This is a genomic window from Pseudomonas sp. stari2 (genome assembly GCF_040760005.1).
In the GTDB taxonomy this organism is placed as follows: domain Bacteria; phylum Pseudomonadota; class Gammaproteobacteria; order Pseudomonadales; family Pseudomonadaceae; genus Aquipseudomonas.
This window is the reverse complement of the sequence record NZ_CP099760.1, coordinates 3,744,989-3,758,988: the sequence shown is the minus strand read 5'-3', so window position 1 is coordinate 3,758,988 and position 14,000 is coordinate 3,744,989. Positions and strand designations below refer to the sequence as shown.

Genomic DNA, 14,000 nt, shown 5'->3' with positions numbered 1-14,000 from the left:
CTGAACATCGCGGGGTGATTTTTTACAGGTAGAGACGATGGATCACCTGATTGCTGCTTTCGGGGTCATGGTGCGTCTCGAATCCCAGCGCTCTGGCCAGGTCGCGCATGGGGGCATTGCTGGATGCGTCCACCGAATACATCCGATGGAAACCGTTACGGCGGGCAGCCTTGATCAGGTGTTCCATCAACAAAGTCGCCAGGCCCAGGTGCTGCCATTCATCGGCGACCGTCACGGCGCATTCACATTCGTGCTCGCCGGTGGCCGCATAGCGGCTGACGCCGATTTCGATGAGTTGGCCGTTTTCGTGTACCAGGGCGATGTAAGCCATGCGCTGTTGGTTATCGGTGTCCATCAACTGGTCGAGCATCGCCTTGTCCGGTTCGTTGATCTGCGCGAGAAAACGCATGTGCCGGGACTCGGGAGAGAGCCGTTTGATAAAGGCGTATTCGCGCTCGCGATCCTTCTGCGCCAAAGGTCGGATCAGAATGTGGCGACCATCCTTGAGCGCTTCGATCCAGTATTGCCCGGACACTGCGGCGTAGGCCGCAGCGGCCCGTTCATTGTGGTCTTTGACAGTGAGCATGGGGTGGTCCTCCTTCCGCTTTCTTCAGGTCGGCGCGGGGTGACGAACCTCGCGGTTGAGTCCTTTCTACGCCGCTGGCGCGGCCGGAATCTGATCTGGATCAGACACAGTCGATGTGCGGCGTTGATTTGCGCCTTTCTGATGTAAATCAACCCGATCATGGGCATGGCAGGCGCAGTCTTGGCTTACCGGAATTGGTAGACCTGTGCGAACCGAGGTGTGTGATGGGCCAATATCAACGTTTATTGCTGATCGCCGACCAGAATCTGCATCCGTCTGCGGCGATGACACGAGCCGAGGCGCTAGCCAGGACGTGTGGCGCGGTATTGCATGTGCGAGCGTTTGCCGATCCTGTGCCGGTGGTGCATGTGTGGGAAGAGAAAACCGACGATGCCAACTACCAGCGCTATTTACGCCGCTATCGCCGCTGGGTCGCGGATGAGGAACAGCGTCTGGGCGAGTTGGGCATCGAGGCCACCGTCGAGGTCGTGTTCACCACGCACCCGCTGCCGGACATCCTGCGCGCCGTCGAAGACCTGAAGCCGGACCTGCTGATCAAGGACGTCACCCTGGAACCGGCGCTCAAGCGGGTGTTCATCACGCCGCTGGATTGCCACTTGCTGCGCGAGTGTGCGGTGCCGGTGCACCTGGTCAATCAGGCGCGTTATGGTGTGCCGCACCGCGTGGTGGCCGCGGTCGATCCATTTGATCCGGCCACGCAGATCAGCGGCCTCAATGACACCATCATTCAGTCCGCCAATGCCTTGGCCTTGCAGTGCGATGCACCGCTGCACCTGCTGTATGCCTACGACCTGTCGGCTGCATTCAATGGTGACGCGCCACTGGTCGGTGGCGGCTGGGGCGTGGATTTTGTCGAGGAATTGCGGCAGGCGTTGCACATGGCCTTCGTCAGTCTGGCCGACCGTTATGGCGTGCCGCCAGAACGTCGGCACTTTGTCATGGGGCTGCCGGTGCCGGTGATCAGCGAGTTCGTCGAGCAGTATCAGGCGGATGTGGTGGTGATGGGCACTGTGCACCGGGTGGGCGTCGATCGCTTGATCGGCAGCAACACCGAACGGGCGCTGTATAGCGTGCCGGGCAGTATTCTCGCGGTGCGGTAAAGCATCAGGGGGTGAGCACGATGGCGCCGTTGAACCGGCCGCTGCGCAAACAGGCCAGGGCCTGATTGGCGTCATCCAGCGCAAACCGGGTGACGTCGCAGTGCACTGGCGTGTGTTGCAGCTCGGCGAAAAAAGCGGTGCCGTCCTCACGGGTCAGGTTGGCTACCGAACGCAGGCTGCGTTCGCCCCAGAGCAGACGATAGGGAAAGGTGGGGATGTCGCTCATGTGGATTCCGGCGCAGATCACGCAACCGCCCTTGACGGTTGCGGACAGCGCCAGAGGCACCAGCGCACCGACCGGGGCGAATATCAGGCTGGCATCCAGTGGATGAGGCGGCAGTTGATCCGAAGGGCCGGCCCATTCCGCGCCCAGCGTGCGGGCATAAGCCTGGCTTTCATGATCCTCCGGCCGGGTGAAAGCATAGACACGTTGGCGGCGGCCCCGGGCGATCTGGATCGCCAGATGGGCTGCCGCGCCAAACCCGTAAAGCCCGAGGTGGCGGGCGTCACGGGCCATTTGCAATGCTCGAAAGCCGATCAGTCCGGCACACAGCAGTGGCGCGGCCTGTTGGTCGCTCAGTGCATCGGGAATCGGAAAGCAGAATCGCGGGTCGGCAACGGTGTACTCGGCGTAGCCGCCGTCCAGTTGGCAGCCGGTGAACTGCGCCTGATCGCAAAGGTTTTCCCGGCCCGAGCGACAGAACGGGCATTCGCCGCAGGTCCAGCCCAGCCAGGGAACACCGACCCTTCGTCCGATCCAACCGCGGGCGACGTCGCCGCCCACGTCGGTGACTTCACCGACGATTTCATGCCCCGGCACCCGTGGCAGCACGGCTTGCGGCAGTTCGCCGTCGAGCAGGTGCAAATCGGTACGGCACACGCCGCAGGCCAGGACTTTGATCAGCAGTTGCCGTGCGCCGGGGACGGGGACCGGACGTTCTTCCCGTTGCAGCGGCTGCCCGGGCGAATGCAGAACCATGGCGCGCACGGGGAGGCTCCAGACTTTACGGGATCAGCACAAGGTAGGGCGATGGCAACCGGCGATCATCTGTTTGAGCCCTTCCAGATTTTGGATTTTCACGTCGCGCCCGGAGATTTCCACCAAGCCCTGATCGCGCAGGTGCGCGATGCCCCGGCAGATGGTTTCAAGGCGCAATCCCAGGTACGAGCCGATTTCCTCGCGGCGCATTTTCAGGACGAAGTTTTTCGACGAGTAACCACGCTGGTTCAAGCGTTGCGACAGGTTCAGCAAGAAGGCCGCCAGGCGTTCGTCGGAGTTCATCGTACCGAGCAACATGAGCATGTCGTGGTCACGCACGATTTCCCGGCTCAGCAGCTTGTTCAGGTTGTGTTGCAGCGAGGGCAGTTGCTGCGCGAGTTTTTCCAGATGGGCGAAATGGACCGGGCAGACTTCGCTGTCTTCCAGTGCGAAGGCGTTGCAGGCGTGCGAGTCAGTGCTGATGGCGTCCAGGCCGAGCATTTCTCCCGGCATTTGAAACCCGGTGACCTGTTCGCGCCCGTCGACGGACAGCACGTTGGTCTTGAATGACCCCAGGCGGACGGCATAGAGGGATCGCAGCGGATCACCCTCGCGGTAAAGTGCTGCGCCTTTCTTGACCTTGAAACGCTGTGCGATGAGCGCATCCAGTCGTTCTACCTCTTGCTCGGACAGGCCGATCGGCAGACACAGCTCCAGCACACTGCAGTTGGAACAGGCCGACTTGAGGCGACGAAATTGCAACGCTTTGGTGTCGGACATGAGTGTGATCCCCATCACATAGTTTTTTAATTGTAGTCGCCGGTCTGTCAGGGGCGCTCAATCCGGCGTTGGCAAGGGGAAAAAAAACGACCAATGGAATATGTCACTCATCATCTTATTTCGCTTCAGGTCGAGTCGTTAATTGACCGTTTCTGCTGATGATGACGCTTGATTTAAATCAAGTCCTGGGGAGGGCCGCCCTCCAGAATCGATGAACCGGTGTTGAATAGTCTGGCGGGCAATCTCATGAGCGAGTTTCTCAGTGCAGAGCAAGTGGAAGGTCTGGATGCTTACTGGCGTGCGGCCAATTACCTGGCCGTCGGGCAGATTTACCTCAAGGACAACCCGTTGCTCGCGATGCCGTTGCGTCGCAGCCACATCAAACCGCGTTTGTTGGGACACTGGGGGACGACGCCGGGGCTGAACCTGATCTACACCCATCTCAACCGGCTGATCACTACCTATGACCTGAACATGCTGTTCGTTGCCGGCCCCGGCCATGGCGGGCCGGCGGTGGTGGCGCAGACGTATCTGGAAGGCACTTACACCGAGGTCTGTCCGATGGTCGAGCGCAACGCCAATGGCCTGTTGCGTCTGTTTCGGCAGTTTTCCTGGCCGTACGGCCTCTCCAGCCATGTGTCGGCGCAGATTCCCGGCTCTATCCACGAAGGCGGTGAACTCGGCTACAGCCTGGCGCATGCCTATGGCGCAGCGTTCGACAACCCTGATCTGATCGTCGCGTGCGTGATCGGCGACGGAGAGGCTGAAACCGGTACGCTGGCCGCCAGCTGGCATTCGAACAAATTTCTGAACCCGGTGCGTGACGGGGCGGTGCTGCCGATCCTGCACCTCAATGGCTACAAAATCGCCAACCCCACGGTGTTGTCCAGAATTCCCGAGGACGAACTGTCGGCGCTGATGCGCGGCTATGGCTACGATCCGTACTTCGTCGAAGGCGATGATCCGATGCAGGTGCATCAGGTGCTGGCACAGACCCTGGATACGATGCTGCTGAAGATTCGCCGGATCCAGCGTGACGCGCGTCGGCGACCGGCCCATGACGTGTCGCATCGGCCGGTCTGGCCTGTGTTGATATTGCGCACGCCCAAGGGCTGGACCGGGCCGAAGTTTGTCGATGGCCACCGGGTTGAAGGCAATTGGCGCGCCCATCAGGTACCGCTGGCCGACTTCAGCCAGCCGGTTCACCTGCAACAGCTGGAAGCGTGGTTGAGCAGTTATCGTCCCGAAGAGCTGTTTGACGCCCAAGGGGCACTGATGCCGGAGATCGCGGCGCTGGCGCCTACGGGCCACCGCCGCATGAGCGCCAATCCCCACGGTAATGGCGGGCTGTTGCTGCGACCACTGGATCTGCCCCGGTTTGCCGACTTTGCTGTACCGCTCGACACCCCCGGCAGCGTGCGCGCCGAGGCCACGCGGGTATTGGGGAAATACCTGCGCGAGGTGATGAGAAACAGCCTGGCGACCCGTAATTTTCGCCTGTTCGGCCCAGATGAAACTGCCTCCAATCGTCTCGATGCGGTGTACGAGGTGACCGGCAAGACCTGGCTTGATCCTGTGGAACATGACGATTTGAACCTGAGTGCCGATGGCCGGGTCATGGAGATACTCAGCGAGCAGGTATGCGAGGGCTGGCTGGAAGGTTATCTGCTGACCGGCCGTCACGGTCTGCTGTCCTGTTACGAGGCGTTCATCCATATCGTCGATTCGATGGTCAACCAGCACGCCAAGTGGCTCAAGACCGCTGCCGAAGTACCGTGGCGCAAGCCGGTGGCGTCGCTCAACTACTTGCTCACCTCCCATGTGTGGCGCCAGGACCACAACGGCTTTTCGCATCAGGACCCGGGGTTCATCGATCTGCTGGCGAACAAAAAGTCCGACATCGCGCGAATCTACCTGCCGCCAGACGCAAATTGCCTGCTGTCGGTGGCCGACCATTGCCTGCGCAGCCGCCATTACATCAACGTCATCGTGGTCGGCAAACAACCGGAGTGGCAGTGGCTGGACATCGACGCAGCGCAACGCCATTGCCAGGCAGGTATCGGCCGCTGGGCCTGGGCCTGTCGCGACGACCAGACACCGGACGTGGTCATGGCTTGCGCCGGAGACGTACCGACTCTGGAAACCCTCGCAGCCGTGACATTGTTGCGCGACTGCGTACCGGACCTGCGGGTGCGGGTGGTCAATGTCGTGGACCTGATGGTGCTGCAACCGTCGTATCAGCATCCCCACGGCTTGTCGGATAGCGCATTCGACACGCTGTTTACCGTCGATAAACCGGTGATTTTCGCCTTCCATGGTTATCCGGCGCTGGTTCACCGGTTGCTCTATAAACGCGCCAGCCATGACAACTTCCATGTCCGTGGCTTTATGGAGGAGGGCGCGACCACCACCCCGTTCGACATGGTCGTGATCAACCGTCTGGATCGTTACCGGTTGATGCTGGATGTGTTCGAGCGCGTACCGCGATTGCAGGACCAGGTGCATGAGGCGCGGGCGCGATACTGGTCGCAAATGGAGCGGCACAAGCTCTATCTCATCGAACATGGCGAGGACCTGCCTGAGGTGCGCAACTGGCAATGGACGCCTCCGTCGGCCCCATGAGCGGCTATTTGCTCTTCCAGTATTTCTGCATTTCGAGGAACAGAAAGGAGGCGGTCCAGGTGATCAGGACCAGACCGGTCAACGCTTCAAGGCCGGTCAGGTACTTGAGGTGACCGGCAGGGGAAATGTCACCGAAACCGATGGTCGTGTAGGTGGTGAAAGAGAAGTACACGCAGTCCATGAAGGTGCCGTCGAAGTTGCCTGTCAGATAGCCCCATTGGCCGGAATGCGCCATCAGGTAGTAAGCCAGGGCAAACGCCCAGACTTCGACGGCATGGGCCAGCAGGCTGCCAAACACGCCAACGACAATTCTGAACCGGCGCCACATTTTCAGGCGCGGCAGGAAGTCGTTCAGGCGCAACAGGCACTCGTAGTGAATCACCACGGCGGCGATCACCACCAGCGTGTTGATCAGCGTGACTGCCAGCATTCACCAGCCTCCCGTGTCAGGACGATGCCGCGTCAGTCCGTGCAGGTTGCGCAACGCGCGGCAGGGGCTGTAGCGGGGCGAATTCCTCGGCCGTCAGGGCTTCCATTTGCCGCAAGAGGCTGGCGCCGGCGTCCTGATCGAGACGAGGTTTACGCCAGCAGCAGATGATCGTCGACGCGACTGACGCCGGGCATCGACCAGGCGGCTCGCTCCGCGATCTGCCGTTCACGCCACAGGTGAACCCGGCCTTCAAGCGTTACCACATCGCCTTCGACTTTGACGCGAATATCCTTGGCCTCGACTTCGGCATTGCGTTTGAGAGCGGCTTCGATACGTTGCTGGATATCGAAGACGTCCAGTCGCGGACGCAGGGTCAGGCGATTGTTCACTGCGGTGACGCCCGTGAGCTTGCGTACCGAGCGCTCGACGGTTTCCTTCTGGTACTGCCAGTCGACTTCGCCTTCCAGCGTGATCCGCCCGCCCTGCACGATGACTTTGATATCGCCCTCGGGAACGTCGGAACTCCAGTGGATGATTTTCAAGGCGCGGCTGGCGATGGTGTCGTCTGCGGTGCCGGCATTTCGCTCAAGCCTGACTTCGATCTCTTCGGCCAGCGCACGCACCCCCTTGACCCGTTTTACTGCACGTTCGGCGCTGACTTTCTGAGCGTAGCTTTTGACATGCCCCGTCAGCGTGACGACACCGTCCTCCACCGAGACACCAATGTTGGCGGCGTCGATTTCAGGCTGGAATTCGAGTTCTTCCAGAATGCATTTGCGCAGGCTCAAATCGTTCATGACGGTGTCCTCGGTTCGATGTGAGAGGCAGGGAACAGGTGCCCGGTGTTTTTTTCTACGCCTGGGCGACAAAATTTCGTTGAGGAATGTCAACAATGCCTGTTGGGCCCGGCATCGATCCCAGTGCCCGCGAGCGAGTGATTTGTTTGACAAAGATCAGAGCTAGCGGTGGCCAACGCCAGATACTCAAGCCAACACGGTCTTCAGCATTGATCCATTGAGGAGAAAACCATGAACAGGCGCTTGGCCATCGTCGTGCTCAGTGTGCTGGTGGCGGCGACTGGCGGTTGCGGTCATCGCCAGACCGAAGAATTCGACGCTCGACTGGAGTCCGCCGAGGACAATGCCGCTACCGCCAGGCTTCGGGCCGATGAGGCCCTGCTCAAGGCAGAGCAGGCGCAGCGAGCGGCGGAAGAGGCGTACGAGCGCGCAAGACGCATGGCCGAAAAAGCGGCGCGCAAGTAATCAAGATCCACCGAGTCGGAACAGGGAAGTCAGGCTGGCAGGACCAGCTAAGCATTGCCGGAGAAAAGTGATGCTCAAACTCAAACGTATATTGTTGATTGCTCCACCCGAGATGAATCGTTCGCCAGCCTTCGAACGTGCCGAGGCGCTGGCCAGGGCAGCCGGAGCGCTTTTGCACATCGTGGCATTCGATTATGTCCAGGCGCTGGCGGTGGCGGGTCTCTTTGACCCGAATGCGATGGCGCAGGCGCGGGAGGGCTACCTGCAGGTGCACCGCCAGTGGCTGGAACAGCAAGCGCGGTTTCAGCGCAGCGCCCGACTGCCGGTCAGTACCGAAGTGGTGTGGGCCAGGACCACGCCCGCCCATGTACTCGAATACATCAATGACTTCCATGCCGATCTGGTGATCAAGGACATGCATTATGTGCCGGCACTCGAGCGTGCCTTTCACCGGCCGCTGGACTGGGTATTGCTGCGCGACTGTCCGGCTCATCTGCACCTGGTGAGTGAAAACGCGAAACCCGTGCCTGCGAAAATACTGGCAGCCGTCGACCTTTCTCATCTGGAAGAGCTGACCCAGGGTATCAACGACCGGATTCTCAACCTGGCCACAACCCTGGCGGGCGCAACCGAAGCGACGTTGCACCTGTTGAACGTCTGTAACTGGTCGGTGCTGGGGGACGCTGCGATGAGTGTGCCGACATTGAGTCTGGACCACAGCTTGTGCGAGGCGATCACCGATACCCAGCAAGAGGCATTCGATGCGCTTGCCGAACGCTACGGCATCGGCAAACCGCGCCGGCATCAACTGACCGGCATTCCCCACAAGGTGATCGAACTGTTTGCGCGCCAGAACGCTTTCGACATGCTGGTGCTGGGTTCGGCCTATCACCGCGATGTCGATGGTTCTGTCGGCAGTACGGTCGAAACGTTGACGAACCGGGCACCGTGCAGCCTGATGATCGTCAAACCCACGTCCGGTTTCGACTGAAGGCAGCGCCAGTCAGTCGGCCAGTTGATAAAAATCAAAGGGCAGCGAGGCAAAAAGAGCGATCAATGACGCTCTTGTCGAGGCTGGGGAGATGGCCATGCGAATCACTTTTCTGGGTGCGGCCGGCACCGTCACCGGTAGCAAGTATCTGCTGGATCACAGGGATCGGCATGTATTGATCGACTGCGGCCTGTTTCAGGGCTACAAGCAATTGCGTCTGCACAACCGGGACCCTTTTCAGTTACCTGTGCAGGACCTGGATGCGATTGTCCTGACCCATGCCCATCTCGATCACAGCGGCTACCTGCCGGTACTGGTGCGCAATGGCTATCGCGGACCGATCTATGCGACAGAGGCGACCTGTGAGCTGGTGAAAATCCTCTTGCTCGACAGCGGTCGCCTGCAGGAAGAGGAGGCCGGTTTCGCCAATCGGCACGGTTTCTCCAAGCACTCGCCGGCATTGCCGTTGTACACCGAGCAGGACGCCGAACAGACATTGAAACTGTTGCAACCGATCGAATGGCACCATCGGGTCGAAATCGTCCCTGGCTTGAGCGTGCTGTTGCGCGGGGCCGGTCATATTCTGGGGGCCAGCACCGTGGAAGTGGTCGCCGATGGCGTGACACTGGTGTGTTCGGGGGATCTGGGGCGCCCTGATGACCCGTTGATGTTTGCCCCTGAAACCATTGAGCAGGCGGATTATCTGTTGGTGGAATCGACCTACGGTGACCGCAAGCATCCAGATGAGGACCCGGAGCAACAGTTGGCCGACGTGATCAATCGTACGGCGCTGCGTCACGGTATTACCCTGGTGCCTTCATTTGCGGTGGGCCGGGCGCAATTGTTGATGTACCACTTGTACCGCCTCAAGCAGCAGCATGCGATCCCCGATCTGCCGATTTATCTCAATAGCCCGATGGCTACGGATGTCACGCGCTTGTACCAGCGCTTTCGTAGCGAACACCGGCTGTCACCGGACGGTTGCGAAGGGATGTGTCGCGGGACACATTTTGTGCGCTCGATCGACGAGTCGATCGAACTGGAACGGCTTCGCACTCCGGTGGTGATTATCGCTGCCAGCGGCATGGCCACGGGCGGCCGTGTGCTGCACCACCTAAAGGCGCTGGCGCCGAACCCGCTGAACTCGCTGCTGATGCCGGGCTTTCAGGCCGGCGGTACCCGTGGCGCACAGATCGTGGCGGGAGCCCCTTCGGTGCGCATTCACGGCCAGGAAGTCCCGATCCGCGCCGACGTGGTGCCGATGCAGACCTTGTCGGCACATGCCGATGCCGATGAAATCATGCAATGGCTGCGCGGCTTCAAACGCCCGCCGAAACACACCTTCGTGGTACACGGCGAACCCAATGCATCGGACGTACTGCGCCGGCGTATCAGTCTGGAACTGGGCTGGGCGGTGTCGGTGCCGGAGTACCGCGACAGCGTTGATCTGGCCGCTGTCGGTGATACGCCAGACAAGGCCTGACGGGCATACTGAAACCGTTATGCAAATGAATGCGCAGGGTCACGGCATGCCTTTAAAACCGCCCGTTTCAGAGATCAACCGGCGGCCTGCACTGGAACGTGACCGGCATTACAGCCGGTCAGCCCTGTGGCTGACCTGGCTGCTGGGCGCCGCGATGTTTGCGACGGTGGTAGGTGTTGCTCTGCACTTTACCGATGTCGAATCCTTCAGCCGCTTGCTGACGCAGGCGCAGCCGCAATGGCTGATCCTGGCCTTCGTTCTGCAGGCCCTGACATACGTTGCCCAAGGCCAGGTGTTTCGCGTAGTACTCAAGGCCGGGGGGCAGGACCTGTCCCTGTGGGTCGCGGGCAAGCTCAGCGTGATGAAGCTGTTTGTCGACCAGGCGCTGCCATCCTCCGGGATCAGCGGGGCGTTCGCAGTCGTTGCTTCGTTTGTTCGTCTGGGCTTTGTCAGGCCGGTGGTGCTGGCGTGTCTGGTACTGGATCTGTCGGGCTATTTTCTGGCCTATGCCTTGTCAGTGGGCCTGGCGTTGCCGGTGATCATTCTTCAGGGGCATGGCACGACTGCCGTGCTGACCACCTGCGTGATCTTCGTCGCATTCAGCCTGCTGCTGGCGGTTGTCACTCCGGGGCTGTCGGGTAATGCACAACTGGCGACGCATGTGCCGGGCCAACGGTTGGCGATCGTTGCCAGAAGCCTCGCCTTGCTGACAGGCGCTGACCGGCGCCTGGTACGCAGCCATTTTCTGCTGTTGCGCATCACGTTGCTGGAACTGGCAATCATCCTTCTCGACAGTACAACCCTGTGGGTTCTAGTGCGCTCGCTGGGTGTTTCGGCACCGCCCCTGGGCCTGTTTGCCGGCTTCATGCTCGCAAGCGTCTTGCGCAGTATCGGCATTGTGCCCGGTGGCCTCGGCGCGTTCGAGGCGGCTGCCGTCGTCACGATGCACTGGGTCGGCATCGACTTGGCAGTGGCGCTCTCCGCGACTTTGCTGTTTCGTGGCCTGACGTTCTGGTTGCCGATGCTTCCCGGCCTTTGGTTGGCCCATCGGGAATGGCACTCCACCGCGCACGGGCGCGACCCTGCGGCAACCGCGGATTACTGGAGCCCGGCCATCAGTCAATTGTTCAATACCTTGCACAGTGGGCCGGCAGGGTTGAGTCACGCTCAGGCCAGGGCACGACGGCGTCGAGCACCCACCCAAATCAAGGATCGACCCAAAGGACTGGGCGGGCTGGTACTGGAGCAGATGCGCACACCGCTGGTATTGATTCTGATCGCCGGCGCCGGTATTGCCGTGTGGGTGGGGGACTGGCTGGATGCGGTAATCGTCGGGTGCATTGTGCTGATCAGCGCAGTGCTCAGCGCGTGGTACGAGAACCGTGCCAGCCATGCGGTAGAGCAATTGCGCAGCAAGATTGCCTTGCGCGCGACCGTGCGGCGAGAGGGACACTTGCTGGATGTCGCCGCCAGCGATGTGGTGCCCGGGGATATTCTGGTGCTCAGCGCCGGCAGCCTGATCGCTGCCGACGGTCGTATTCTGCAGGCACTCGATTGTTTCATCGGCGAGAGCCTGCTGACTGGCGAAACCTACCCGGTGGAGAAAGCGCCGGGGGAGTGCGCCCCGGACGCCACCCTCGCGCAGCGTCACAACTGTGTGTTCATGGGCACCTCGGTGCGCAGCGGTTCGGCCGAAGTCCTGGTGACCCGCTATGGCCAGGACAGTGAAATCGGTCATATCGCCAGAACCCTGGCGTTACGCCCTCCGGAAACGGAGTTCGAGCGAGGCCTTCGGCACTTTGGCGGTCTGCTGCTGCGCGTGATGCTGGTGATCACCATCGTTGTGTTCGGCATCAACATCCTGCTGCATCGTCCACCCCTCGACACGCTGATGTTTGCGATTGCCCTGTCCATCGGACTGTCGCCGGAACTGTTGCCGGCGATCCTCAGTATCACCCTGGCCAAAGGTGCGCAGCGCATGGCCGGCAAGGGAGTGATCGTGCGTCACCTCAATGCCATCGAAAATCTCGGGACCATCGACATTCTGTGCACCGACAAGACAGGAACCCTGACCCGGGGTGTTGTGGTTCTGGACGCAGCGATGGATGTCGAGGGCATCGCGGCACCGAGCGTTCTGCAACTGGCAGTGCTCAACGCGAGCCTGCAGACCGGCATGCGCAATGCCATGGACGATGCCATCACCCTGGCGGGCAAAGACCTGGCGACGGAAGACGGGGTGCAGAAAATCGATGAAATCCCTTATGACTTCGTGCGCAAGCGTCTGAGTGTGGTGGTCAGCCAGAGAACGCAGGCGCCCCGATTGATGATCACCAAAGGGGCGCTGGACAACGTGTTGCAAGTCTGCACGCAGGTGCGGCGTGGAGACCAGAGCAAGGCACTGGACGCCGCTGAACGGGCACTGATCGCGCAACGCTTCGGCGAGTGGAGCGAGCAGGGCTTCCGCGTCCTGGGACTGGCCACGCGCGAGCTGCCGGAACAGACGCACTATGGCCGCGAGGATGAGCGAGACATGAGCTTTCGCGGTTTCCTGTTGTTCTTTGATCCGCCGGAACCGGGAGTCACGGAAACCATCGCCACCCTCGACAGGCTCGGCGTGCAGGTGAAAATCATCAGCGGCGACAACCACCTGGTGGTGCGGCATGTCGGCAGGGCTGTCGGCCTGCCTGTGGAGCGCATCATTACCGGTGCCGAGCTGGCGACGATGAAGGACGAGGCGCTGATGCACCTGGCAGCGCGCACGACCCTGTTCGCCGAAGTCGACCCCAATCAGAAGGAGCGCATCATCCGTGCCCTGCAGAAGACCGGTCATGTGGTCGGGTACATGGGCGACGGAATCAACGATGCCCCGGCGCTGCAAGTGGCGGACATCGGGATCTCCGTGGACAACGCTGCCGACGTGGCCAAGCAGGCGGCCGACTTTGTGTTGCTGCAGCACGATCTGGACGTGCTGCGCGAGGGCATCGAAGAGGGGCGGCACACGTTTGCCAACACCTTGAAGTACATTTCCATCGTCTCCAGCGCCAACTTCGGCAACATGATCAGCATGGCCCTCGCGTCGCTGGCGCTGCCCTTTCTGCCGTTGCTCGCCAAGCAGATCCTGCTCAACAACTTCTTGTCGGATATTCCCTCCATGGGCATCGCCAGCGATAACGTTGACCGGGAATGGCAAAGAACCCCGCATCGTTGGGACATCAATCAGATCCGCAATTTCATGGTGGTCTTCGGGCTGGTGAGCTCGTTGTTCGACATCATGACGTTCGTGGCTTTGTACCTGCTGTCGCAGATGGTGCCCGAGGTTTTTCGCAGTGGCTGGTTCGTGGAGTCGCTGCTGACCCAGCTGCTGACGATTTTCATTGTGCGCACCTACAAACCGTTCTATCGCAGTCGACCGGCGACACTACTGATGGTCAGTGCCCTTGCGGTGGGGCTGCTGGCGATCGGGCTGCCGTACAGCCCGATTGCCGCTTCGCTGGGGTTGGCGCCTTTGCCGTTGCCGATCCTGGCATCGGTGCTGGCGATCAGTCTGCTGTACACGGTGTGTGCCGAAGGCGCGAAGCGTGTGTTTTATCACCGCCAACGATCAGCACAACGCTGCACGGTAGGCGGCGCGGTCATCGGCTGACCTCTGCAGATTGAAGCTCGTGAACACCGCCGCGTTTGATATTTATCAAGCGCCGGACCTGCGTGCGGCGCACGCTGGCGTGACGGGGAACCAGCCTCGTAAA

The 14,000-nt window shown here is 60.8% G+C and carries 11 protein-coding genes; 6 read left to right on the top strand and 5 right to left on the bottom strand.

Annotated elements, in window-relative coordinates; translation table 11 throughout:
• Positions 1-22: 22 nt before the first annotated feature.
• Entirely contained in the window at positions 23-586 is a 564-nt protein-coding gene (locus NH234_RS16865) for a GNAT family N-acetyltransferase (protein ID WP_085731783.1), read from the bottom strand.
• A 224-nt stretch (positions 587-810) separates the two neighbouring features.
• Here NH234_RS16865 and NH234_RS16860 point away from each other — a divergent pair, with 224 nt between their 5' ends.
• Positions 811-1,707: a universal stress protein gene (locus tag NH234_RS16860; RefSeq protein WP_367253443.1), complete on the top strand. Its 897-nt coding sequence runs from the start codon at positions 811-813 to the stop codon at positions 1,705-1,707.
• A 4-nt stretch (positions 1,708-1,711) separates the two neighbouring features.
• On the opposite strand, the gene NH234_RS16855 is transcribed toward NH234_RS16860, so the two are convergent.
• Together NH234_RS16855 and fnr are read right to left on the bottom strand one after the other, a co-directional pair.
• Positions 1,712-2,695: a zinc-dependent alcohol dehydrogenase family protein gene (locus NH234_RS16855; RefSeq protein WP_367253442.1), complete on the bottom strand. Its 984-nt coding sequence runs from the start codon at positions 2,693-2,695 to the stop codon at positions 1,712-1,714.
• 24 nt (positions 2,696-2,719) lie between these two features.
• Positions 2,720-3,466 carry a fumarate/nitrate reduction transcriptional regulator Fnr gene (gene fnr / locus NH234_RS16850; protein WP_085731780.1) on the bottom strand — a complete coding sequence of 249 codons (747 nt, stop codon included), beginning with the start codon at positions 3,464-3,466 and terminating at the stop codon, positions 2,720-2,722.
• A 246-nt stretch (positions 3,467-3,712) separates the two neighbouring features.
• On the opposite strand from fnr, the gene NH234_RS16845 reads away from it, so the two are divergent.
• Positions 3,713-6,088 carry a phosphoketolase gene (locus NH234_RS16845; protein ID WP_367253441.1) on the top strand — a complete coding sequence of 792 codons (2,376 nt, stop codon included), beginning with the start codon at positions 3,713-3,715 and terminating at the stop codon, positions 6,086-6,088.
• 4 nt (positions 6,089-6,092) lie between these two features.
• Here NH234_RS16845 and NH234_RS16840 read toward each other — a convergent pair whose 3' ends face one another.
• Together NH234_RS16840 and NH234_RS16835 are read right to left on the bottom strand one after the other, a co-directional pair.
• A complete protein-coding gene (locus tag NH234_RS16840) occupies positions 6,093-6,518 on the bottom strand; it encodes a potassium channel family protein (RefSeq protein WP_367253440.1) in 426 nt (141 codons plus the stop codon).
• A 149-nt stretch (positions 6,519-6,667) separates the two neighbouring features.
• Positions 6,668-7,315 carry a BON domain-containing protein gene (locus NH234_RS16835; RefSeq protein WP_367253439.1) on the bottom strand — a complete coding sequence of 216 codons (648 nt, stop codon included), beginning with the start codon at positions 7,313-7,315 and terminating at the stop codon, positions 6,668-6,670.
• Between the two features lie 231 nt (positions 7,316-7,546).
• Between NH234_RS16835 and NH234_RS16830 the strand changes: the two genes are divergently transcribed.
• The 4 genes from NH234_RS16830 to mgtA all read left to right on the top strand — a co-directional run bounded on the left by NH234_RS16830 (position 7,547) and on the right by mgtA (position 13,897).
• Positions 7,547-7,780, top strand: coding sequence for an Lpp/OprI family alanine-zipper lipoprotein (locus tag NH234_RS16830; protein WP_085731777.1), 234 nt, complete (start codon positions 7,547-7,549; stop codon positions 7,778-7,780).
• A 70-nt stretch (positions 7,781-7,850) separates the two neighbouring features.
• Entirely contained in the window at positions 7,851-8,771 is a 921-nt protein-coding gene (locus NH234_RS16825; RefSeq protein WP_367253438.1) for a universal stress protein, read from the top strand.
• A 97-nt stretch (positions 8,772-8,868) separates the two neighbouring features.
• Positions 8,869-10,254 carry an MBL fold metallo-hydrolase RNA specificity domain-containing protein gene (locus tag NH234_RS16820; protein ID WP_367253437.1) on the top strand — a complete coding sequence of 462 codons (1,386 nt, stop codon included), beginning with the start codon at positions 8,869-8,871 and terminating at the stop codon, positions 10,252-10,254.
• A 46-nt stretch (positions 10,255-10,300) separates the two neighbouring features.
• Positions 10,301-13,897, top strand: a complete 3,597-nt coding sequence (gene mgtA, locus NH234_RS16815) for a magnesium-translocating P-type ATPase (protein ID WP_367253436.1) — start codon at positions 10,301-10,303, stop codon at positions 13,895-13,897.
• The last annotated feature ends 103 nt before the right edge of the window (positions 13,898-14,000 follow it).